This is a genomic window from Streptococcus intermedius SK54 = ATCC 27335 (assembly GCF_000413475.1).
GTDB classification, from domain to species: Bacteria; Bacillota; Bacilli; order Lactobacillales; family Streptococcaceae; genus Streptococcus; species Streptococcus intermedius.
On sequence record NZ_ATFK01000003.1, the window covers coordinates 217,186 to 238,209 of the forward strand.

Here is a 21,024-nt window from a genome sequence, read left to right on the forward strand (position 1 = left end):
TTAGATGCATTTTCCAAAAGGATTTAAAGAAAAATACTACAATCTTTTGGGAGAGGAGGCTCCCTCTTTTTTTCTAACTTTTGATGAGGAGCCGGTTTCCGCTTTTCGAGTAAATCCACTAAAAGAACATCAAAAACATTTTCTAAATCCTATCTCCAACACGAACTGGGGTTATTATGGCAAGATTTCTGGAAAATCAATAGAGCATGTCACAGGCTTGGTGTATTCTCAAGAACCTGCTGCGCAAATGGTTGCTCAAATTGCAGCACCGCGTCAGGATATGAAAGTGCTTGATTTGGCTGCAGCGCCGGGTGGGAAATCCACTCATTTGTTGTCATACTTGAATAATACAGGTGTGCTTGTTTCCAATGAAATCAATTCAAAGCGTTCGAAGGTTTTAGTAGAAAATATTGAGCGTTTTGGAGCGAGAAATGTAGTGGTGACTAATGAATCTGCTGATAGGTTAAGCCAAGTTTTTCAAGGTTATTTTGATTTGATTGTCTTAGATGCACCTTGCTCTGGTGAAGGAATGTTTAGAAAGCAGCCGGAAGCAATGGAATATTGGAATGAATCTTATCCGCCTCAGTGTGCACAGGTTCAGCGTGAGATATTGGAAAATACGGTAAAAATGTTGGCGACGAATGGCGAACTCATTTATTCCACTTGTACTTGGTCACCAGAGGAAAACGAACAAATAGTGGATTGGTTGCTAGAAAATTATCCGCTTGAATTAGTCGAAATTCCTAAAATCAATGGGATGATTGCAGGTATTAACTTTCCAGAAACTGCACGTATGTATCCTCACCATTTCAAAGGTGAAGGTCAATTTGTTGCGAAATTTCGCCTTTGTAGTAAGCAGTCAGCAAAAAAATTAAAAGTAAGAAAGAGCCATCTGACATCTGAGCAGAAGATGTTGTGGCAAAAGTTTCAAAGAGAACATCTAGCTATAGATCTGACTGGAGAATTACAGACTTTTGGTGATCATTTGTATTTGTTGCCATTAGGGCTACCAGATATGTCGAAATTGAAAATTGCTAGAAATGGCTTATATCTAGGAGTCTTTAAGAAAAAACGTTTTGAACCAAGTTTTGCTTTGGGCCTTGCTTTAAAACCAAACGAGGTGAAGCGAGTAATTGAAATTGATGAGGAGCAATTTAAAAAATATGTTGCTGGTGAAATAGTAAATCTCAATCAAAAATATGGAAATGGTTGGTACCAGATAATTGTTCAAGGCAATGGTCTAGGATTTGCAAAAGTAACTGGAAATGTTCTAAAAAATTATTTTCCAAAAGGCCTCAGATTTCAATAAAAAATCTTTCCAAAATCATCTATATATGTTATAGTGAGATGAGATGCAAAGAAGTTAGAAAAATCATAGATCAACAAGCGTTTTCATATCTTAAAAGGAGATTATTTTGGTAAAGCATAAAAAAATACTTTTGTTTATTACTCTTATGTTTTGTAGTATCAATTTGTCAGCTTGTGCTTCCTGGATTAACCGTGGTGAATCAATAACAGCTGTAGGCTCAACTGCTTTGCAGCCTTTGATTGAAGCAGTTGTAGACAAATATACTGAAGAAAACCCGAAAAAAATTGTCAATGTGCAAGGTGGTGGATCAGGTACGGGATTATCACAAGTTCAATCAGGTGCAGTAGATATTGGAAATAGTGATTTGTTTGCAGAAGAAAAAGACGGAATCAAGGCTAAAACTTTAGTGGATCACCAAGTTGCTGTAGCGGGTACGGCGATTATTGCAAATAAAGGAATTAAGGTAAATAATTTATCAACAGATCAACTACGCAAAATTTTTACTGGTGAATATACGAACTGGAAACAAGTTGGCGGGCAGGATTTGGACATTACAATTATCAATCGTGCGGTCGGTTCTGGTAGCCGTGCTGTTTTTGATAGTATTATTATGAAGGGCAAGGAAGCCAAGCAGGCGCAGGAGCAAGATTCTAACGGAATGGTCAAAATGATTGTGTCGCAGACTCCAGGTGCTATTTCTTACTTAGCTTTTTCTTATGTGGATACGAGTGTAAAAAGTTTAAATTTGAATGGTTATAAGCCCACAAAGAAAAATGTAACACTTAATAATTGGCCACTTTGGTCTTACGAACATATGTACACTAAGGGAGAACCCAATAAACTTACTAAGAAATTTCTGGATTATATAATGACAGCAGAAGTACAAAATAATATTGTGGGAAAAATGGGCTATATTCCTATCAATGATATGAAAGTGACTCGTAGTCTTGATGGAACAATTAGCTCAAAGTAACAGAAAGAGTATAGTATAACATGAACGAAGTAGCAAAAAAAATGCTGACAAAGTCAAAGAATTCTCGTTTGGAATCTTTTGGAAAAACCATTACCTTTCTTTGTATGAGTTTAATTATCTTTGTCGTTGCAATGATTTTATTGTTTGTAGCAGAGAAAGGTCTTTCGACTTTTTTTGTTAATAAAGTAAATATCTTCAGTTTTCTTTTCGGAGCAACATGGAATCCATCTGGTAAGGAATTTGGTGCTCTACCGATGATTCTCGGCTCTTTCCTCGTAACTCTTCTATCAGCGTTATTGGCGACACCATTTGCAATTGGAGCGGCTGTTTTTATGACGGAGGTTTCTCCTAAAGGTTCAAAAATTCTCCAACCGGCTATTGAACTTTTAGTCGGAATCCCATCAGTTGTATATGGTTTTATTGGCTTACAGGTTGTCGTCCCCTTTGTTCGTAGTATGTTTGGCGGGACAGGTTTTGGAATTTTATCAGGGATTTTTGTTCTCTTTGTCATGATTTTACCGACGGTGACTTTTATGACAACAGATAGTTTACGGGCTGTACCGCGCCATTATCGAGAAGCCAGTATGGCGATGGGAGCTACTCGCTGGCAAACTATTTGGCGCGTGACGTTAAAAGCAGCTCGATCCGGTATTTTTACAGCTATTGTCTTTGGAATGGCTCGTGCTTTTGGTGAGGCGTTGGCGATTCAAATGGTTGTAGGAAATTCAGCCGTTATCCCAACCTCTTTGACGATACCTGCTGCAACTTTGACTTCTATCTTAACAATGGGAATTGGCAATACTGTTATGGGAACCGTTAATAACAATGTCCTTTGGTCACTCGCTCTGGTTTTACTTTTGATGAGCTTAGCTTTCAATACTGTGATTAAGTTGATTACAAAGGAAAGAGGTAAGAAGAACTATGCACGCTAAAAAAATAGATAAATTGGCTACAGGTGTCCTCTATACCATTGCAGGAATCATTGTGAGCATTCTTGCCTCTTTAATTCTTTACATTCTAGTAAGAGGATTACCTCATGTCTCTTGGAAATTCTTGACTGGACAATCGTCTTCCTATCAAGCGGGTGGAGGAATTGGAATTCAGCTTTATAATTCGTTATTTCTGTTAGTTATTACTTTAATTATTTCCATTCCGTTATCAATGGGAGCAGGAATTTACTTATCTGAATATGCGAAGAAAGGCCTGGTAACAGATTTTGTCAGAACTTGTATTGAAATTTTATCATCTTTGCCTTCCGTTGTTGTCGGTCTCTTTGGATATTTGATTTTTGTTATTCAATTCCAATATGGTTTTTCAATCATTTCTGGTGCTCTGGCTTTAACTGTATTTAATTTACCACAAATGACACGTAGTGTGGAAGATAGCTTACAGCATGTGCATCATACACAGCGTGAAGCGGGACTTGCTCTTGGCATGTCTCGTTGGGAAACGATTATTCATGTTGTAGTTCCAGAAGCATTACCAAGTATTGTGACAGGAATCGTATTAGCTTCTGGACGAATTTTTGGTGAAGCAGCTGCACTTATCTATACAGCAGGTCAGTCCGCCCCAGCACTTGACTGGTCAAATTGGAACATTTTTAGTGTAACCAGTCCAATCTCTGTTTTTCGTCAGGCTGAAACATTAGCTGTTCACATTTGGAAAGTCAATAGTGAAGGAACGATTCCTGATGCTGTAGAAGTGTCAGCTGGATCAGCAGCGGTACTTCTCATCTTTATTTTAATTTTCAACCTCGGTGCTCGTAAACTTGGAAGTTACCTGCATAGAAAATTAACATCTGCATAAAAGGAGAAGAAATGACAGAATATAACTGGAATGAAAAACATATTGTTACTTTTCCTGAGGAAGAAGTTGTGTTATCAACAAAAAATTTGCATGTTTACTATGGTAAAAATGAATCCATTAAAGGAGTTGATATGCAGTTTCAGAAAAATAAAATTACAGCTCTTATAGGACCTTCGGGTTCTGGGAAATCAACCTATCTTCGTAGCTTGAATCGAATGAATGATACGATTGACATCGCCAAAGTTACTGGTGAAATCTGGTATGAAGGGATTGATATCAATCGCTCAGACATCAATGTTTATGAAATGCGTAAGCATATCGGAATGGTTTTTCAAAGACCAAATCCATTTGCTAAGTCCATTTATCGTAATATTACTTTTGCGCATGAACGTGCTGGTGTCAAAGATAGGAAGATTTTAGATGAAATTGTTGAAACATCTCTAAAACAGGCAGCTCTTTGGGAACAGGTAAAGGATGATCTTCATAAATCTGCTTTGATGTTATCAGGCGGTCAGCAGCAACGTCTCTGTATTGCTCGCGCTATTTCCGTGAAGCCAGAAATACTGTTAATGGATGAACCTGCTTCTGCGCTCGATCCAATTGCAACAGCGCAGTTAGAAGAAACAATGTTAGAGTTGAAGAAGAACTATACGATTATCATAGTAACTCACAGTATGCAGCAGGCGGCACGTGCTAGTGACTATACTGGCTTCTTCTATCTTGGTGATTTAATCGAATATGATGAAACTGCCAAGATTTTCCAAAATGCTAAGTTGCAGTCTACCAATGATTATGTTTCTGGCCATTTTGGATAAGAAACTGTGTGAATTTAGAATTTATTAAAGGATTATCAGATGACAGAACCTATTTTACAAATTAAGGACTTGTCGGTTTATTATAACAAAAAGAAAGCCCTCAATAGTGTATCATTAGATGTATTGCCTCATGAGATTACAGCTTTGATTGGTCCTTCTGGATCGGGAAAGTCAACTCTTTTAAAAGCAATCAATCGGATGGGAGATTTGAATCCAGAGGTTACAACGACAGGTACTGTAATTTACAATGGACACAATATTTATAGTCCGAGGACAGATACGGTAGAACTTCGAAAAGAAATTGGAATGGTTTTTCAACAGCCCAATCCATTTCCAATGACGATTTATGAAAATGTTGTCTATGGTCTGCGAATCAATGGTGTTAGAGACAAAGAGGTGTTAGACGAAGTTGTTGAATCTTCACTCAAGAGTGCATCTATTTGGGATGAGGTGAAAGATCGCTTATATGATTCAGCTATTGGCTTGTCAGGTGGTCAGCAGCAACGTGTCTGTGTGGCGCGTGTTTTGGCAACGAGTCCAAAAATTATTCTTTTAGATGAGCCGACATCAGCACTTGATCCCATTTCAGCAGGAAAAATTGAAGAAACACTTCATGGCTTGAAAGATAAATATACGATGTTACTGGTGACGCGCTCGATGCAGCAAGCTAGCCGTATTTCAGACAAGACAGCGTTCTTCCTGGGTGGAGATTTAATTGAATTTAATACTACAAAAGAAATGTTTCTCAGTCCAATTCATAAAGAAACAGAAGATTACATTACAGGAAAATTTGGCTAGAAAGATGGATGCTACTTTTTGTTAGTTCAGCCAATCACGAGGATTATTAATCCTATTTATATCTGACGAAAGGAAATTTTATGCTTAGAGTACAATTTGAAGAAGATTTAGCAAAACTCCATAACCAATTCTATGCGATGGGAAATGAAGTGTTATCACAGATTAACCGCACAGTTCGTGCATTTGTGACCCACGATCGTGAATTGGCAAAAGAGGTTATTGAAAAAGATGCAGAAGTAAATGAATATGAAGTAAAGTTGGAGAAAAAGTCTTTAGAAATCATTGCTTTGCAGCAGCCTGTTTCACAAGATTTACGAACTGTTATTACAGTTTTGAAGGCAAGTAGTGATGTGGAAAGAATGGGGGATCATGCCGTTTCCATTGCACAAGCAACGATTCGCATGAAAGGAGAAGTTCGTATTCAATCTGTCGAAGAAGAAATCAGTAAGATGGGACGTGACGTCAAAAATTTTGTGGAAGCAGCACTTGAACTTTACCTTAATGGTGACGTGGATAAGGCTTATGAAGTTGCAGCTATGGATGAGAAAATTAATCAGTATTTTGATGATATTCGAGATCTAGCAACGCAAGAAATTAAGGCTAATCCTGATTTGATCGTCACGGGTCGTGATTACTTCCAAGTAATTTCGTTTTTAGAACGTATTGGTGATTATGCCAAAAATATTTGTGAATGGGTTGTTTATTTTGAAACAGGCAAAATTGTTGAAATGTAAAAGCTAAAATAAAAAATTTGAGATGCTTTCTCAAATTTTTTATTTTAGTCTTCTTTTTCCGAATAAGGATATGAGGAGGTTTTTTATGTATAGTATTTCATTTCAGGAAGATTCTTTATTACCAAGAGAACGCTTGGTAGCAGAAGGTGCAGAACAATTGAGTAATCAAGAATTATTATCTATTCTTCTCCGAACAGGTAATAAAAAAGAAACTGTTTTTCAAGTTTCCCAACGAATTTTATCGACTATTTCTAGTTTAAATGAGTTACGTAATATGACGCTACAAGAACTACAATCAATCTCTGGAATTGGTCGTATCAAAGCTATTGAGTTGCAAGCTATGGTTGAATTAGGGCAACGAATCAGCAAGGCAAAATTGATTATGCAAGAGCAGATTTTAAGTAGCCAAAAATTAGCGAAAAAAATGCAACAGGAATTAGGACATAAAAAACAGGAACATCTTGTTGCTTTATATCTAGACACTCAAAATAAAATAATTCATCAACAGACTATTTTTATCGGCAGTGTGTCACGCAGTATAGCAGAACCACGTGAAATTTTGCACTATGCTGTGAAACATATGGCGACATCTATTATATTAGTACATAATCATCCCTCAGGAGCGGTACTACCTAGCAAAAACGACGATGAAGTGACCAAACATGTAAGAGAAGCATGTGAGCTAATGGGCTTCATCTTACTGGATCATCTCATCGTCGCTGAGAAAGATTATTATAGTTATCGAGAAGAAACAGAATTGATTTAAAGTTTATTACCAACATAGTCAAAAAGAAGCCGATCTTTAGGACGTGTTTTAAATAAATATTCGAGATACCACTGAACTCCTAGATAAGCGATTTTATCAGTTGTTGCAATAGCTTCAATAGCGTTGTCTTTTGAATCCCGTATTATGACTTCAATCTTCTTTGCTGAATCTTTGATACTTTTCTAAAATAGAGCCGGATTTAGTGACCGATTTTGGATAGTATACTCAGCAGAAGTGTCTTGCTAGTAATGTTCAATATCTTGATAAAGAGTTCTCCCATTGTGACTTGAAATAATTGTGTATCACGATAAACAGTAAAAATTGGTTTATCCTGCTGGATATCTTCATGAATTAGGGTTAATTCAAATACATCATGTTCTAAGTGCTATCATCCCTATCAATCGTTTTTCTTCGCCATAAAATTGCAGAGCTACATTTTGCCCATCCGTTAGAATAAGTTTATCAATCATCTGGATGTAGTGGGTGTGCCATATCTGCATCCCAAATTGTTAAAATAACAAGGCCTCCACCAATTTCTTTAATACCCTTTACAAATTCTTTTGCAGTATAGCTCATCATTGCAAAAGGATTTGGTCTTTCATTTTCTGTAGCTCCGATAATGGGTTTCTTCATGAGTAGTGGTACGCTTTTTAATGTTCTTTTTTCATAAAGTAGAGTAATGTCTGTAGCTCACTGGTCAAATCAACATATTGAACGACAACATCTTTTGGAACAGTTAAGTGGACAGGTGAAAAACTGAGAATACCTTTTATACCAGCTTCCACAAGAGTAGTTGCAACTTCTTGAGCTTTTGTGCTTGGAACTGTTAAAATAGCTGTTTGTACATTTACGTCTCTTAGTTTATTGTTGATTTGTGAAATACCATAAATAGGAATCCCGTCATTTGTAGTGGTTCCAACTTCAGGATGCTCGTCAATGTCAAATGCCATGACAATCTTCATTTTATTACGTTCATGGAAGCGGTAGTGGAGTAAGGCATGTCCCATATTACCGATACCAACCAACATCACATTGGTAATCGAATGATCATGAAGTAAATCAGCAAAAAAATTCATGAGCTTTTTTACATCATAACCATATCCACGACGCCCCAATTCCCCGAAGTAAGAAAAATCTCGACGGACAGTTGCTGAATCAATTCCGATAGCATCTGCGATTTGCTTTGAATTTGCCTTTTCGATTTTTTCAGAATTAAATCGTTTAAAAATCCGATAATAAAGAGAGAGTCTTTTAGCAGTTGCACGTGGAATAACTGTACTTTTTTCAGATTTCACAAAACCACATCCTTTCAATGACTATTTTATAGAAAGTTTGTGAAAAAATCAACTTATTTGATAAAAATAGAAAAAGAGTAGGATAAAATGCAGAAAATTTTTGATTCTGCATTTTATCCTACTCTTACTTTATTACTTCGCTGATAGTTTAAAAATAAGACTTTAAACTAGGTCATTTTCCTATTGATCTTTCTTGATGAAAATGCCACGTTCTACCAAACTATTCATTAGGAAATAAAATTTTTCCTGAATAATATGATTAGCCTCTGATTTAAAAATATTGACCAAACGAAGTCCTGATTTGTCTGTAATATTGATTTTTACACCCGAAAGCTCTTTATTGATAATGATTTTTAATAGGAAACCATCACCACTATTGGGAACATTTTCTAATAAGCGTGACAATTCATAATTTCCAACTTTTGTTTCAGCGAAAGTGTTATCACGCAAAGTAAATTTTTTTACGTTTTCTCCAAGAGAGTAGCTGTATGGGCAATCTTTTAAGTGAATAGTGGTCTCAAAAGCCATCTATTTATCCTCCTAAAATTTCTTTTAATATTGTGGTAAATTGGTGAACTTCTTCTGAAGTATTTTGTTCTGAAAAGCTAATGCGGATAGATTCCTTTAAACGATTTGAATCACTACCATAAAAAGCTTCAAGAACGTGACTTGGTTCAACTGTACCTGCTGTACAAGCAGATCCGGTTGAAATAGAAATTCCTGCCAAGTCTAAACGCATTAGTAATAAGTCATTAGCCTGTGTAGGAAAGCCAAGATTTACAACATAGGGGAATGTATGAGAAATATTGTTGATATAATAGTCTGTCTCATCCAACTCCGTGAGCAGTTGTGTTTTTAAACTGTCAACATGGTGAATATTTGCTTGATAAGAACTGAGATTTTCTTTTAAAGCTGCAATCATTCCAGCGATAGCTGCTAAATTTTCAGTACCTGCACGTCTTTTATCTTCTTGATCTCCGCCATGTAAAAATTTATCAAATTTCATCTGATTGGCATACAAGAAACCAATGCCTTTAGGACCATGAAATTTATGAGCTGATGCACTCATAAAATCAATTCCTAGTTTTTCAGGATACACAGGTAATTTGCCCATAATTTGTACTGCATCCACATGATAAGCGGTAGGATGATGTTTCAAAACTTCAGCAATTTCTTTGATTGGAAGCAGGTAGCCAGTTTCATTGTTGGCATACATAGTGGAGACAAGTATAGTATCCTCTCTAAGAGCTTCTTTTATCTGCTGAGCTGTGATTTCTCCATTTTGAGGTTGGATATAAGTCGCTTCAAAGCCAAACTTATCTACCAGATATTCAATAGTTGCAAGCACAGAATGATGTTCGATAGCAGTGGTGATAATGTGCTTTCCTTGATCTTGATGGGCTAAGGCATACCCTTTTATGGCTGTATTGTTACTTTCTGTCCCACCTGATGTAAAGATGATATATTGACTTTTAGTATGAAGTAGGTCAGCAAGTTCTTGTCGTTCTTTGCGAAGAATTTTGTTAGCAGCTCTGCCGTGGTTATGGATACTAGATGGATTACCAAAGGTATTTTCCATAACCTGTGTCATAGCAGTCATAGCAGTCTTTGACATGGGGGTTGTTGCTGCATTATCGAAATAAATCAAGATTTCTCCTTATTTCTTTTTATTATAAGCAAATAGAGGACTAACGGGTTTTCTTTTATGGATACGAACGATTGCGTCTCCAATTAGCTCGCTTGCAGTAATGTATTGAACATTTTTCGGAGTTTTTTCTTTCGTTGCAACTGAGTCAGTAACCAGAATTTCTTTGATGGGAGAGTTGTCTAACTTTTCAGCGGCTCCCTCAACAAATAAACCATGACTAGAAACTGCATAAATCTCTGTTGCACCTTCGCGTTCAACAATTTTGGAAGCTTCAGCAAATGTACGACCAGTATTTAAAATATCATCAATAAGGATAGTTTTTTTCCCAGCTACATCTCCGATAATATAGCCTTCGTTACGGTGGGTATCGTCTTGAGCGTAGTCGATAATCGCAATCGGAGCATCTAAATGCTCTGCTAAACTTCTAGCACGTTTAACACCAGAATTTTTTGGACTAACCACAACAACATCTTCACCAGACAAGCCCTTTTCACAGTAATGTTTGGCGAAGAGAGGGACAGTGTAAAGGTTATCAACAGGAATATCAAAGAAACCTTGAACTTGAACGGCATGCAAATCAAGGGTCAGAACACGATCAACTCCTGCCTTTACCAACATATTTGCTACCAGTTTTGCCGTAATTGGTTCACGAGGAGCAGCTGTACGGTCTTGACGAGCATAGCCAAAATATGGCATAACGACATTAACAGAATTAGCGCTGGCACGATTGCAAGCATCCACCATGATGAGAAGTTCCATTAAATGATTATTGACAGGGAAACTCGTTGACTGAATGATAAATACATCAAAACCACGTACACTTTCCTCAATGTTAACTTGAATTTCTCCATCTGAGAATTGACGTGAGGATAATTTTCCAAGGGGAACACCAGCAGCTTTAGCAATTTTTTCGGCTATATCGTGATTGGAATTTAGTGCAAATAACTTCATCTGTGTTTTATCCGTCAGTATATCCATCATAACTTATTAAGTCTCCTTTTGATTTCTACACTCCATTTTATCAAAAAATAAGTAAAATTTCAGCTTTTTATTCATAAGTTTTGAGCAAATCTTGCAACTTTAGGTTTTGCATATTTATAATGGATATGATGAGCTTGTAAAAAGTGGTCGAATTGTTTTTTTCCAATTTTAGCATCTGTTACTTCGAGTTCCAATTCGTAATCTATTGTATTAAAGAAATGGTTTTCGTCAAGTGCTATTAAGCCGATGCTGCTTTCTTTTTCGTAACGAGTGGTTGTCAAACTCCCTAGAAGTTGTAGTTCATTGAGTTTGATAGGAGTGTGGATTAGTAGGGTGTGTATTTCTCCTTTTGGTAGCACACATTCATTGATGAAGAGATGACTTTCTGCTAAAGTAAGTGATTGATTGTATTCCATATTACCGACCTGCTGAGGAATTTTCAATGTTAACTCAGCACGATTTTCAAAAGTACGAATCCGAAGTGCCATTTTTGCATCTCGAATTGAAAAGTCAGGTGTATCAATATAGTAGTTTGTCTGCTTAATAGGTTTTACATCAGCAAATAGTGGCAATAGTTGTTGGTACTCATTTTTTGTCAAAAGTGTTTTGTATTCAATTTCCAAATGATTCATTTTCCAATCCTTTTCTTTTGTTTGAAAGCGATTTATGTTATAATAAGTATTGTGTTTATTTTATAAAAAAAAGAGTAAAATGACAAGGTGAGTGTATGCAATTAGAGTGGGAAGAGTTTCTGGATCCTTATATTCAAGCGGTGGGCGAATTGAAAATTAAGCTGCGTGGGATTCGTAAACAGTATAGAAAACAAAAACAGCATTCTCCGATTGAGTTTGTAACGGGGCGCGTGAAACCAATAGAAAGCATTAAAGAAAAAATGGTTTTGCGTGGAATTAGAGAGGAAAATCTAGCGCAAGATATGCAGGATATAGCAGGTTTGCGCGTGATGGTCCAATTTGTGGATGATGTAGAAGAAGTTTTGGATGTTTTGCGAAAACGTCATGATATGCGGATTATCCAAGAGAGAGACTATATTAAAAATCGTAAAGCTAGTGGTTATCGCAGTTACCATGTTATTATTGAATACCCCGTTGATACCATTAAGGGGAGCAAAACGATTTTAGCAGAAATTCAAATTCGTACTCTGTCCATGAATTTTTGGGCAACAATTGAACATTCGCTGAATTATAAATACAAAGGTGAGTTTCCAGATGAAATTAAGAAACGTTTAGAGATTACAGCAAAAATTGCCTATCAATTGGACGAGGAAATGGGGAAGATTCGTGATGATATTCAAGAAGCGCAAGCTTTATTTGACCCAATCAGTCGCAAATTGAATGATGGCGTAGGAAATAGTGACGATACAGATGAAGAATACAGGTAAAAGAATAGGGATTATCAGTAATCGCAGACGGCAAAGTCAAGAAATTTGTCGCCAATTGAAACAGAAACTAAAACAAAATCACTTTATTTTGAATGATAATAATCCTGATATTGTCATTTCCATCGGTGGAGATGGGATGCTTTTATCAGCTTTTCATAAATATGAAGATCAGTTGGATAAAGTTCGTTTTGTTGGTGTTCACACAGGACATTTAGGATTTTATACGGATTATCGAGATTTTGAATTGGACAAATTGATTGATAATTTAAAATTAGATACTGGTGCGAAAGTATCTTATCCGATTTTAAATGTTAAGATTTTCCATGGAAATAATGAAATTTGTATAAAGCGCGCTTTAAACGAAGCAACGCTCAAGCGTTCTGGACGAACAATGGTTGCTGATGTAATTATCAATCAAGTACATTTTGAGCGCTTTCGTGGTGATGGTATTTCCGTGTCAACTCCGACAGGAAGTACAGCTTACAATAAATCATTAGGTGGAGCTGTTCTGCATCCAACGATTGAAGCTCTTCAGATTGCAGAAGTTGCAAGCTTAAATAATCGTGTATTTCGAACCTTAGGCTCCTCAATTATCGTTCCTAAGAAAGATAAAATTGAAATCGTGCCGACTTGGAATGATCGACATGCGATTTCAATTGACAATCAGAATTTTATCATAAACAATATTTCTAAAATTGAATTTCAAATTGATCAACATAAGATTAACTTTCTTGCTACACCAAGTCATACTAGCTTTTGGAATCGTGTAAAGGATGCTTTTATTGGCGAGGTGGATGAATGAGGTTTGAATTTGTTGCAGATGAACATGTGAAAGTCAAAACCTTTTTAAAAAAACATGAAATTTCTAAAAGTTTACTTGCAAAAATTAAGTTTTCTGGTGGAAGTATTCAAGTCAACGGCAAGAAACAAAATGCAATTTACTTGTTAGACGTTGGCGACAAAGTTGTGATTGATATTCCGGCAGAAGAAGGATTTAGTAGTCTATGTGCAGTAGAAAAAGAATTGGATATTGTATACGAAGATGAACATTTTTTGATTTTAAACAAGCCCGCTGGTGTGGCTAGCATTCCTAGTGTGAATCATTCTAATACAATGGCTAATTTCGTGAAAGCTTATTACATTTCTAAGCATTATGAAAATCAGCAAATTCATATTGTGACACGTTTAGATCGTGATACGAGTGGTCTGATGTTGTTTGCAAAGCATGGTTATGCTCATGCAAGATTGGATAAGCAATTGCAAAAGAAAGTAATCGAAAAACGTTATTATGCTTTGGTTAAAGGTTCTACACCGTTAAAGTCTGAAGGAGATATTATCGCTCCTATCGCACGAGAAGATAGGAGCATTATTACACGCTGTGTAGCAAAAAATGGGAAATATGCTCATACAAGTTATAAAGTTCTTGCGCACTATGGTGACATTTATCTCGTAGATATCCATCTTCACACAGGACGAACACACCAGATTAGGGTTCATTTTTCTTACATTGGTTTTCCACTTTTAGGAGATGATTTGTATGGCGGTAGCCTGACAGATGGTATAACGCGACAAGCTCTTCATTGTCATTCGCTGCGTTTTTACAATCCCTTTCATAAGGAAGTGGTGAATAAATCGAGTCCTATTCCGGAAGATTTCCAAGCAGTGATTCAAAAATTAAGCAATAAAAAGGAGTAAAACATGAAAATTTTTGAAACAATTCGTGAAACACTTCAAGATAAAGAAGTAAAAATTGTCTTACCAGAAGGCGAAGAACCACGTATTCTTCAAGCAACAAAACGGTTGGTAAAAGAAACAAGTATTATCCCTGTTTTATTGGGGAATCCTGAAAAAATTCGAATTTATCTTGAAATCGAAGGCGTGACAGAAGGTTATGAAATTATTGACCCTCAAAATTGTTCTTGCTTTGAAGAAATGGTTTCGGCTTTTGTTGAACGCCGTAAAGGAAAAATTACGGAGGAAGAAGCTCGTAAGCTATTGAAAGAGGATGTTAATTATTTTGGTGTCATGCTCGTTTATCTTGGAAAAGTGCAAGGGATGGTTTCTGGTGCAATTCACTCTACTGCAAGCACAGTTCGACCTGCTCTTCAAATTATCAAAACCCTTCCTTGGGTTTCTCGTACATCAGGTGCTTTTCTAATGGTTCGTGGTGATGAACGATATGTTTTCGGCGATTGTGCAATCAATATTGATCCAGATGCTAAGACATTAGCAGAAATTGCTATTAATTCAGCATTAACTGCACAAATCTTTGATATTGACCCAAAGGTGGCCATGCTTAGTTATTCAAGTAAAGGATCTGGATTTGGTGAAAAAGTTGATAAAGTTGTTGAGGCAACGAAACTTGCGCAGGAAATGCGACCAGATTTGGCTATTGACGGAGAATTACAATTTGATGCAGCCTTTGTACCTAAAACCGCAGAGTTAAAAGCTCCTGGCAGTAATGTAGCTGGCCAAGCGACTGTTTTTATATTTCCTGGTATCGAAGCTGGAAATATCAGTTATAAAATGGCAGAGCGCCTAGGTGGATTCTCTGCAGTCGGTCCTATTTTGCAAGGATTGAATCACCCAGTAAATGATCTTTCACGTGGATGCAATGCTGATGACGTTTATAAATTGACATTGATTACTGCCAGTCAAGCCGTTGCTCATTATTAGGAAATGACAAAGAATCCAGAGTTCACTTTCTGGGTTCTTGTTTTATTTTATGATATACTAAATTCATGTTAGATTTGAAGAAATACGGAATTGAAATGTGGGAGGATGAAAAAATTACATCCTTTCGCCAAAAGTTACTAACGTGGTATGATGAAAATAAACGTGATTTGCCTTGGCGGAGAAGTAATAATCCTTATCATATCTGGATTTCAGAAATTATGCTTCAGCAAACACGGGTAGACACGGTCATTCCTTACTATGAGCGCTTTTTGGATTGGTTTCCGACGGTCAAAGATTTGGCAATCGCACCAGAAGAACGCTTATTAAAAGCATGGGAGGGACTAGGGTATTATTCACGAGTGCGCAATATGCAAGAGGCGGCTCAGCAGATTGTGGCAGAGTTTGAGGGTGAGTTTCCTCACACTTACGAAGGAATTTTCAGTCTTAAAGGGATTGGTCCTTATACAGCAGGCGCTATCGCTAGTATTGCTTTTGGATTGCCAGAGCCAGCTGTTGATGGAAATGTGATGCGAGTTTTGAGTCGTTTGTTTGAGGTGAATTTAGACATCGGTATTCCAGCCAATCGGAAAGTTTTTCAAACTATGATGGAAATGTTGATTGATCCCGAAAGGCCAGGAGATTTTAACCAAGCCCTGATGGATTTAGGTTCAGATATTGAAGCTCCGGTGAATCCCCGACCAGAAGATAGCCCTGTAAAGGAATTTAGTGCTGCTTTCTTACATGGAACCATGGAGAAGTACCCTATCAAAGCTCCTAAGAAAAAACCAGTTCCAGTTTATTTATATGGTTTGATTATCCAAGATGCTCAAGGACGGTTTCTTTTGGAAAAAAATGAGACTAGCGGCCTTTTGGCCGGATTTTGGCATTTTCCTTTAATTGAAGTAGGTGAATTTCCTGATGATGAACAGTTATCGCTTTTTGAAATAGCTGAAAATCGAGTTTCATTTGACTTATCTCCCAAAGAAAGCTTTGAACAGGATTATGATGTAGTAGTGGATTGGCAGTCAGTACACTTCCCACAAATTCAGCATGTTTTCAGCCATCGTAAATGGCAGATTCGTTTATTCTATGGTCGGGTAGTCAATGTAGCAAAAGACCCCCAAAAAGGGCAAGTGTTATGGCTACATTCGGATAACTTTTCCGATTATCCATTTGCTAAACCTCAGCAAAAGATGTGGCAAACTTTCCAAAAAGCAATAAACAAAGGAAATAAAAAATAATTTTAGAATATGTATTCGTTCACTGGATGAGCTAGAAAAGCTATTAAAAACGATATCACTACAATAAACGCATTAAATTAAAAGGACTTAGCTCTGTGCAATACAGAACTAAATCCTTGGTTTAAATAAGAGCCTAACTTTTAGAGGTCAGTACACTTGAGTGTCTCCGCTTTTTTATAAATTAGCAAATTTCTTGATTTCATCAGCCGTCATAGAAGAGTCACATCGAACAATCACATGACCATTTTCTGTATGTAAAAATCCTGGTACAGTTGGGATTTTATATTCGGAACGGAAAGCTAGGAGTTCTTCTAGATTATTAGGTTCTTCACTATTAATAAAGAAAATATGTGCCTGAGTTTCAGTAACGACCTTAGCCAGTGTAGTTGCGAATTTCCGACAGTAAGGACATGTTTTTCGGCCAATGAAAAATGTAGCTGTTTCCTTGTTTGCAATAGCTTTTCGAGCACGACTAACAGTTGTAACTTCTAAGTTTTTAATGTCTTGTGTAAATTGTTCCATAAAGTTTCCTCATTTCATTTGTTCATTCTAGTATGCCATAAATATGAAAATAATGCAGAGATTTGAAATGAAAACGGAAACTAGACTATTGAGAAGGCGTGAGGTTAAGAGCCTAAAATTAAAAATATTAAGTTCCTCATCTTACTTCTATGCGGATGATATTTAAGCTCTATTACCAAGTTCTATCCCCACGCTAAAAACACTGTTTTAGTATATTATTTTTTGTGATAAAAAAAAGTCGGAGTCTGAGACATTATGTTTCAGACTCCGACTTTGAAGTTTGTAGAACTGAAATTTCGAAGCAAAACGATTCCGCTTTTCTACTTATTTTACAAAGTTAGTGATCTCTGCTTCAATTGCATCAATTTTTGCTTGAGCGTCTTGGCTGGACTTCCCAACAACGGCAATATAGAATTTGATTTTTGGCTCAGTTCCTGAAGGACGGACTGCAATCCATGAACCATCAGTAAGCGTGTATTTTAATACATCGCTAGGGGGTGTTGTAAGGGCAGTGACTGTTCCATCAGTAGTAGTGGCAGTCTGAGCTTTGAAATCCTCTGTAACTGCAATAGCAGTAGCGTTGAATTCTTTTGGTGCATTGGCACGGAACTTGTTCATGATCGCTTTGATTTGTTCAGCGCCATCAACACCAGACAAAGTAACTGAAATCGTCTTTTCAGCATAATAACCATATTCTTGGTAGATTTCTTCGATTCCGTCTGCAAGGGTCAAGCCGCGTGAACGGTAGTAGGCTGCTAATTCGGCAACAACTAATACGGCTTGAATAGCATCTTTGTCACGTACAAATGGCTTAATTAGGTAACCAAAGCTTTCTTCAAAGCCCATCATATAAGTGTGATTGTGTTTTTCTTCAAATTCTTGGATCTTTTCAGCAATAAATTTGAAACCAGTTAAGACATTGAACATGGTTGCGCCGTAGCTTTCAGCAATCTTGGCTACAAGATCGGTAGACACAATAGATTTGCAAAGTGCTGCATTTGCAGGGAGTGTTCCAGCTGTCTTGTGAGCTTCCAAGATGTACTTAGCCATAATTGCACCAATTTGGTTTCCCGAAAGATTGCGATAGCTACCATCTTTCTGAAGAACTTCAACACCAACACGGTCAGCGTCTGGGTCAGTTGCAACAAGGACGTCTGCACCAACTTTACGACCTAATTCTTCAGCGAGAGAGAAAGCAGCTTGGTTTTCTGGGTTTGGTGATTTGACAGTAGAAAAGTCTGGATCTGGCACACATTGAGCTTCAACAACCTGAACAGAATCAAAACCAGCTTGGGCAAATGCTCGACGTGCTAACATTTCGCCTGTACCGTGAAGCGGAGTATAGACGATTTTCATGTCTTTGCCGTATTCTTTAATCAATTGTTGGTTGATGTTGACGTCTTTAACTTCCTTGAGATATTCAGCATCAATAGTTTCACCAATAACTTCAATCAAACCGGAAGCTTTTTCGGATTCAACATCAGCTACTTCAATAGTAAATGGATTTTCAATGGCACGAATATAAGCTGTTAGAGCATCAGCGTCATGAGGTGGCATTTGACCACCGTCTTCGCCATAAACTTTATAACCATTAAATGGCGCAGGATTGTGGCTTGCAGTAATCATGATACCAGCAAAAGCTTTTAAGTGACGAACTGCAAATGATAATTCTGGTGTCGGACGGAGACTTTCAAATACATAAGATTTAATGCCATGTTTTGCTAAAACCGCAGCGGATTCAAAGGCAAACTCTGGTGAGAAATGGCGAGAGTCATAAGCAATAGCGACACCGCGTTTTTTGAAATCCTCACCTTTTTCATCAATCAAACGTGCTAAACCTTCAGTTGCCTGACGAACGACATAAATATTGATACGATTTGTACCTGCACCAATCAAGCCACGCATACCAGCGGTACCAAATTCAAGATTTGTATAAAAAGCATCTTCTTTTGTCTTTTCGTCCATCGAATCCAATTCTTTACGAAGGTAGTCTGGAAGTTTTGCAAAATCAAACCATTTTTTGAAATTCTCTTGGTAGGTCATTGTGAAATCTCCTTTTAAAAGTATGGAAGCTTATGAAAAATTAGCGAAAATAGAAAATACCATTGTTTGTTTAGTGAAGTCATAGATAAATTCTTTTTCTCTTTCTTTTCAGCTTTCTGCATTGATTAACCGTTTTCATTATAGCATTTTTTCATAAAAAAATCACGTTTTCACGTGATTATTTTCTAACTTTTTCAAGAGCTGGAATGATGGCAACTGTCAGAATAGCAGAAATAATCATTTCAGCAATGGAATTGGTAGAGATGACAGAAGCAAGTAGCAATTGAATATTTCCGTTATAAACATTTGAGAATAGTAGGAAGATACCTCCTAAAACAAAAATAGTATTTGTCAACGAACCAATTGCTCCAGCTAAAATAAGCCCAGTCTTATTTTTTAGATATCTATAAACAAAATAGGGTGTGATCCCGATTAAAATTCTCGGTATAAGAGCAATGATAAGAGAATAGATATTTCCATTAGGGACAAATGGGCTAAATAGATAGCTTGTTGGCAAGAGTACAATTGTATTAGTGATTAGACTAATGACTCCCATTAAAGCGCCTAAAAGTGCCCCAACTTTTGGTCCATAAAGGATACTGGCAATAATAACTGGAATATGAACAATCGTTGGTTTAATCGGGACAGGAAATAAGTTAAAAATCACCGAACTCAATAGATGAATGACTAACATAATAGCAAAAAAGATAGCAATTTGAGCAATATTAGATTGTTTCTTCATAAATGATTTCCTTTACTTTTTCCATAATTGTTTCTACAGAAGCGAGAGCACCAATTCCTTTATCACCGCAAGCTAATATAGTTTCTCTAGGCCGAATGATGTGCCAGCCATATTTCTCTAATTTAGATAGATTGTCTTGAGTGATTGGATTTTCATACATTTTTGTGTTCATAGCAGGGGCCAGTACTTTTTTGACTGTTGTAGGCAAAGCAAGAGCAGTGCTTGTTATCATATTGTCTGCAAAACCATTTGCTAATTTTGCGATTGTATTAGCTGTTGCAGGTGCAACTAAGAAAAGATCTGTTTGCTTAGCAATTTCAATATGATTGACTTTGTTTGGAGCAAGTTCGTCCATGACATCCGTATGCACGATATGTTTCGACAATACCTGCAATGTCAATGGGGGAATGAAATTTATAGCTGCTGAAGACATCAGAACAGTTACATCTAGATTGTTTTTTGTGAATTGGTTGGTCAAATCGGCAGCTTTATATGCAGCAATACTTCCTGTGACAGCTAATGTAATATGTTTCATAGATTGTCCTTTGTGTGAGTGTGTGTTACGAGTTGTTGAGCAATTTCTTCTTTAGTATCGACTTTTATAACAGAATTTATTTTGACTAGGTAAGCATGATGTTGATTATCGGAGATATCAGACAAGTCATTTGCCACAATGATTTCAGCTTGATTTTTAGTAAGACTGGCACGAGCAACAGTCAGTAATTCTTCCTTAGAAACATCAACTAAGAGTTTAAAACCAATCAGGCGGATATTGGGATTCCATTTTTTTACTTGACTGATAATTTTCGGCGTTTGTTTAAGAAAGAGCACTTGGTAATTATCCTTTGATGAAATCTTGCTTTGTTTATTGGTCTTATTTAAAAATTCTGTTAAATCTTGAGATGTAGTGATTTGCTCAAAACCTGTCATATAAATCGGCGTGTAGTCAGAAACGGCCATTGAGTGAATCAAAACGTCGTGAGTTTTGACTAGAGGTTTCATCATTTCAAATAGTTCTTGCACATTCTCAATAATTTGAATTGTTAAATTCGGATGAGCAGCAGGTTTGATAGCGTTCCGTGTAGTGATTAAAGTAACCTGATCACCTTGTTCTAAAAAACTGTCCGCAATCAGTGCACCGAGTTTTCCTGTGGAATGATTCGTAATAGAGCGAACTTGATCGATTTTTTCGCTCGTTCCGCCAGAAGTAATCAATAGTTTCATGACTAAATTTTACACAAAAAAAGTTAATTCGTAAATAAAAAAATGTTTTCCG

General features: G+C 36.8%; 23 protein-coding genes and 2 pseudogenes. 14 read left to right on the plus strand and 11 right to left on the minus strand.

Annotation, left to right across the window (positions count from 1 at the left end; all coding sequences use genetic code 11):
• The first annotated feature begins 4 nt into the window (after positions 1 to 4).
• The 8 genes from HMPREF1654_RS05125 to radC all read left to right on the plus strand — a co-directional run bounded on the left by HMPREF1654_RS05125 (position 5) and on the right by radC (position 7,201).
• The gene (locus HMPREF1654_RS05125) at positions 5 to 1,309 is read left to right on the plus strand and encodes an RsmF rRNA methyltransferase first C-terminal domain-containing protein (RefSeq protein ID WP_003076634.1); all 1,305 of its coding nucleotides are present in this window, start codon (positions 5 to 7) and stop codon (positions 1,307 to 1,309) included.
• A 106-nt stretch (positions 1,310 to 1,415) separates the two neighbouring features.
• On the plus strand, positions 1,416 to 2,282 hold the full coding sequence (locus tag HMPREF1654_RS05130; RefSeq protein WP_003076360.1) for a phosphate ABC transporter substrate-binding protein PstS family protein: 867 nt from the start codon (positions 1,416 to 1,418) through the stop codon (positions 2,280 to 2,282).
• Between the two features lie 20 nt (positions 2,283 to 2,302).
• A complete protein-coding gene (pstC, locus tag HMPREF1654_RS05135; protein ID WP_003076298.1) occupies positions 2,303 to 3,214 on the plus strand; it encodes a phosphate ABC transporter permease subunit PstC in 912 nt (303 codons plus the stop codon).
• Positions 3,204 to 4,088 (plus strand): phosphate ABC transporter permease PstA, encoded by an 885-nt coding sequence (gene pstA / locus HMPREF1654_RS05140; protein ID WP_003076526.1) that lies wholly within the window; start codon positions 3,204 to 3,206, stop codon positions 4,086 to 4,088. Before pstC ends, pstA begins: the two co-directional genes overlap by 11 nt.
• Before the next feature lie 11 nt (positions 4,089 to 4,099).
• Positions 4,100 to 4,903, plus strand: a complete 804-nt coding sequence (gene pstB, locus HMPREF1654_RS05145) for a phosphate ABC transporter ATP-binding protein PstB (protein ID WP_003069507.1) — start codon at positions 4,100 to 4,102, stop codon at positions 4,901 to 4,903.
• Between the two features lie 39 nt (positions 4,904 to 4,942).
• A complete protein-coding gene (gene pstB / locus HMPREF1654_RS05150) occupies positions 4,943 to 5,701 on the plus strand; it encodes a phosphate ABC transporter ATP-binding protein PstB (RefSeq protein WP_003076735.1) in 759 nt (252 codons plus the stop codon).
• An 80-nt stretch (positions 5,702 to 5,781) separates the two neighbouring features.
• On the plus strand, positions 5,782 to 6,435 hold the full coding sequence (phoU, locus tag HMPREF1654_RS05155) for a phosphate signaling complex protein PhoU (protein ID WP_003076541.1): 654 nt from the start codon (positions 5,782 to 5,784) through the stop codon (positions 6,433 to 6,435).
• A gap of 85 nt (positions 6,436 to 6,520) precedes the next feature.
• Positions 6,521 to 7,201 (plus strand): RadC family protein, encoded by a 681-nt coding sequence (gene radC, locus HMPREF1654_RS05160; protein ID WP_003072284.1) that lies wholly within the window; start codon positions 6,521 to 6,523, stop codon positions 7,199 to 7,201.
• Here the strand turns inward: radC and HMPREF1654_RS10330 are convergent.
• The 6 genes and pseudogenes from HMPREF1654_RS10330 to HMPREF1654_RS05190 all read right to left on the minus strand — a co-directional run bounded on the left by HMPREF1654_RS10330 (position 7,198) and on the right by HMPREF1654_RS05190 (position 11,757).
• A pseudogene (locus tag HMPREF1654_RS10330) lies at positions 7,198 to 7,834 on the minus strand (gamma-glutamyl-gamma-aminobutyrate hydrolase family protein). The gene radC and the pseudogene HMPREF1654_RS10330 sit on opposite strands and share 4 nt — an antisense overlap.
• Before the next feature lie 17 nt (positions 7,835 to 7,851).
• Positions 7,852 to 8,496 (minus strand): redox-sensing transcriptional repressor Rex, encoded by a 645-nt coding sequence (locus tag HMPREF1654_RS05170; RefSeq protein ID WP_003076985.1) that lies wholly within the window; start codon positions 8,494 to 8,496, stop codon positions 7,852 to 7,854.
• A gap of 180 nt (positions 8,497 to 8,676) precedes the next feature.
• A complete protein-coding gene (locus HMPREF1654_RS05175) occupies positions 8,677 to 9,024 on the minus strand; it encodes a DUF1831 domain-containing protein (RefSeq protein ID WP_003072290.1) in 348 nt (115 codons plus the stop codon).
• 4 nt (positions 9,025 to 9,028) lie between these two features.
• On the minus strand, positions 9,029 to 10,144 hold the full coding sequence (locus HMPREF1654_RS05180) for a cysteine desulfurase family protein (RefSeq protein WP_003076970.1): 1,116 nt from the start codon (positions 10,142 to 10,144) through the stop codon (positions 9,029 to 9,031).
• Positions 10,145 to 10,153: 9 nt separating this feature from the next.
• Positions 10,154 to 11,113, minus strand: coding sequence for a ribose-phosphate diphosphokinase (locus tag HMPREF1654_RS05185; RefSeq protein ID WP_100207837.1), 960 nt, complete (start codon positions 11,111 to 11,113; stop codon positions 10,154 to 10,156).
• Positions 11,114 to 11,196: 83 nt separating this feature from the next.
• A complete protein-coding gene (locus tag HMPREF1654_RS05190; RefSeq protein WP_014829726.1) occupies positions 11,197 to 11,757 on the minus strand; it encodes a CYTH domain-containing protein in 561 nt (186 codons plus the stop codon).
• A 95-nt stretch (positions 11,758 to 11,852) separates the two neighbouring features.
• Here HMPREF1654_RS05190 and yjbM point away from each other — a divergent pair, with 95 nt between their 5' ends.
• From yjbM to HMPREF1654_RS10375, 6 genes and pseudogenes are all read left to right on the plus strand, one after another.
• Positions 11,853 to 12,524, plus strand: a complete 672-nt coding sequence (yjbM, locus tag HMPREF1654_RS05195; RefSeq protein ID WP_003076848.1) for a GTP diphosphokinase — start codon at positions 11,853 to 11,855, stop codon at positions 12,522 to 12,524.
• Entirely contained in the window at positions 12,508 to 13,326 is an 819-nt protein-coding gene (locus HMPREF1654_RS05200; RefSeq protein ID WP_003076316.1) for an NAD kinase, read from the plus strand. The genes yjbM and HMPREF1654_RS05200 overlap by 17 nt, the downstream gene beginning before the upstream one ends.
• A complete protein-coding gene (locus HMPREF1654_RS05205) occupies positions 13,323 to 14,219 on the plus strand; it encodes an RluA family pseudouridine synthase (RefSeq protein ID WP_003076705.1) in 897 nt (298 codons plus the stop codon). The genes HMPREF1654_RS05200 and HMPREF1654_RS05205 overlap by 4 nt, the downstream gene beginning before the upstream one ends.
• A gap of 3 nt (positions 14,220 to 14,222) precedes the next feature.
• A complete protein-coding gene (gene pta / locus HMPREF1654_RS05210; RefSeq protein ID WP_003076828.1) occupies positions 14,223 to 15,200 on the plus strand; it encodes a phosphate acetyltransferase in 978 nt (325 codons plus the stop codon).
• A gap of 65 nt (positions 15,201 to 15,265) precedes the next feature.
• The gene (gene mutY, locus HMPREF1654_RS05215; RefSeq protein WP_003076860.1) at positions 15,266 to 16,441 is read left to right on the plus strand and encodes an A/G-specific adenine glycosylase; all 1,176 of its coding nucleotides are present in this window, start codon (positions 15,266 to 15,268) and stop codon (positions 16,439 to 16,441) included.
• 56 nt (positions 16,442 to 16,497) lie between these two features.
• Positions 16,498 to 16,566 (plus strand): annotated as a pseudogene (locus tag HMPREF1654_RS10375) (IS3 family transposase); the annotation flags it as partial.
• Positions 16,567 to 16,615: 49 nt separating this feature from the next.
• Here the strand turns inward: HMPREF1654_RS10375 and HMPREF1654_RS05220 are convergent.
• The 5 genes from HMPREF1654_RS05220 to HMPREF1654_RS05240 all read right to left on the minus strand — a co-directional run bounded on the left by HMPREF1654_RS05220 (position 16,616) and on the right by HMPREF1654_RS05240 (position 20,972).
• On the minus strand, positions 16,616 to 16,963 hold the full coding sequence (locus HMPREF1654_RS05220; protein WP_003076922.1) for a DUF6568 family protein: 348 nt from the start codon (positions 16,961 to 16,963) through the stop codon (positions 16,616 to 16,618).
• Positions 16,964 to 17,287: 324 nt separating this feature from the next.
• Positions 17,288 to 19,006, minus strand: a complete 1,719-nt coding sequence (locus HMPREF1654_RS05225) for a phospho-sugar mutase (protein WP_003076781.1) — start codon at positions 19,004 to 19,006, stop codon at positions 17,288 to 17,290.
• Positions 19,007 to 19,184: 178 nt separating this feature from the next.
• Positions 19,185 to 19,748 (minus strand): ECF transporter S component, encoded by a 564-nt coding sequence (locus HMPREF1654_RS05230; protein WP_003072313.1) that lies wholly within the window; start codon positions 19,746 to 19,748, stop codon positions 19,185 to 19,187.
• Entirely contained in the window at positions 19,732 to 20,283 is a 552-nt protein-coding gene (coaC, locus tag HMPREF1654_RS05235; protein ID WP_003077042.1) for a phosphopantothenoylcysteine decarboxylase, read from the minus strand. Before coaC ends, HMPREF1654_RS05230 begins: the two co-directional genes overlap by 17 nt.
• Positions 20,280 to 20,972, minus strand: a complete 693-nt coding sequence (locus HMPREF1654_RS05240) for a phosphopantothenate--cysteine ligase (RefSeq protein ID WP_003076872.1) — start codon at positions 20,970 to 20,972, stop codon at positions 20,280 to 20,282. The genes coaC and HMPREF1654_RS05240 overlap by 4 nt, the downstream gene beginning before the upstream one ends.
• Positions 20,973 to 21,024: the final 52 nt, after the last annotated feature.

Excerpts from the sequence above, each read along its gene's own strand:
- HMPREF1654_RS05125 (WP_003076634.1), top strand. The coding sequence starts at position 5 with ATGCATTTTCCAAAAGGATTTAAAGAAAAATACTACAATCTTTTGGGA.
- pstC (WP_003076298.1), top strand. The coding sequence starts at position 2,303 with ATGAACGAAGTAGCAAAAAAAATGCTGACAAAGTCAAAGAATTCTCGT.
- pstA (WP_003076526.1), top strand. The coding sequence starts at position 3,204 with ATGCACGCTAAAAAAATAGATAAATTGGCTACAGGTGTCCTCTATACC.
- pstB (WP_003069507.1), top strand. The coding sequence starts at position 4,100 with ATGACAGAATATAACTGGAATGAAAAACATATTGTTACTTTTCCTGAG.
- pstB (WP_003076735.1), top strand. The coding sequence starts at position 4,943 with ATGACAGAACCTATTTTACAAATTAAGGACTTGTCGGTTTATTATAAC.
- phoU (WP_003076541.1), top strand. The coding sequence starts at position 5,782 with ATGCTTAGAGTACAATTTGAAGAAGATTTAGCAAAACTCCATAACCAA.
- radC (WP_003072284.1), top strand. The coding sequence starts at position 6,521 with ATGTATAGTATTTCATTTCAGGAAGATTCTTTATTACCAAGAGAACGC.
- HMPREF1654_RS05175 (WP_003072290.1), bottom strand. The coding sequence starts at position 9,024 with ATGGCTTTTGAGACCACTATTCACTTAAAAGATTGCCCATACAGCTAC.
- HMPREF1654_RS05190 (WP_014829726.1), bottom strand. The coding sequence starts at position 11,757 with ATGAATCATTTGGAAATTGAATACAAAACACTTTTGACAAAAAATGAG.
- yjbM (WP_003076848.1), top strand. The coding sequence starts at position 11,853 with ATGCAATTAGAGTGGGAAGAGTTTCTGGATCCTTATATTCAAGCGGTG.
- HMPREF1654_RS05200 (WP_003076316.1), top strand. The coding sequence starts at position 12,508 with ATGAAGAATACAGGTAAAAGAATAGGGATTATCAGTAATCGCAGACGG.
- HMPREF1654_RS05205 (WP_003076705.1), top strand. The coding sequence starts at position 13,323 with ATGAGGTTTGAATTTGTTGCAGATGAACATGTGAAAGTCAAAACCTTT.
- pta (WP_003076828.1), top strand. The coding sequence starts at position 14,223 with ATGAAAATTTTTGAAACAATTCGTGAAACACTTCAAGATAAAGAAGTA.
- mutY (WP_003076860.1), top strand. The coding sequence starts at position 15,266 with ATGTTAGATTTGAAGAAATACGGAATTGAAATGTGGGAGGATGAAAAA.
- HMPREF1654_RS05220 (WP_003076922.1), bottom strand. The coding sequence starts at position 16,963 with ATGGAACAATTTACACAAGACATTAAAAACTTAGAAGTTACAACTGTT.
- HMPREF1654_RS05225 (WP_003076781.1), bottom strand. The coding sequence starts at position 19,006 with ATGACCTACCAAGAGAATTTCAAAAAATGGTTTGATTTTGCAAAACTT.
- HMPREF1654_RS05230 (WP_003072313.1), bottom strand. The coding sequence starts at position 19,748 with ATGAAGAAACAATCTAATATTGCTCAAATTGCTATCTTTTTTGCTATT.
- coaC (WP_003077042.1), bottom strand. The coding sequence starts at position 20,283 with ATGAAACATATTACATTAGCTGTCACAGGAAGTATTGCTGCATATAAA.
- HMPREF1654_RS05240 (WP_003076872.1), bottom strand. The coding sequence starts at position 20,972 with ATGAAACTATTGATTACTTCTGGCGGAACGAGCGAAAAAATCGATCAA.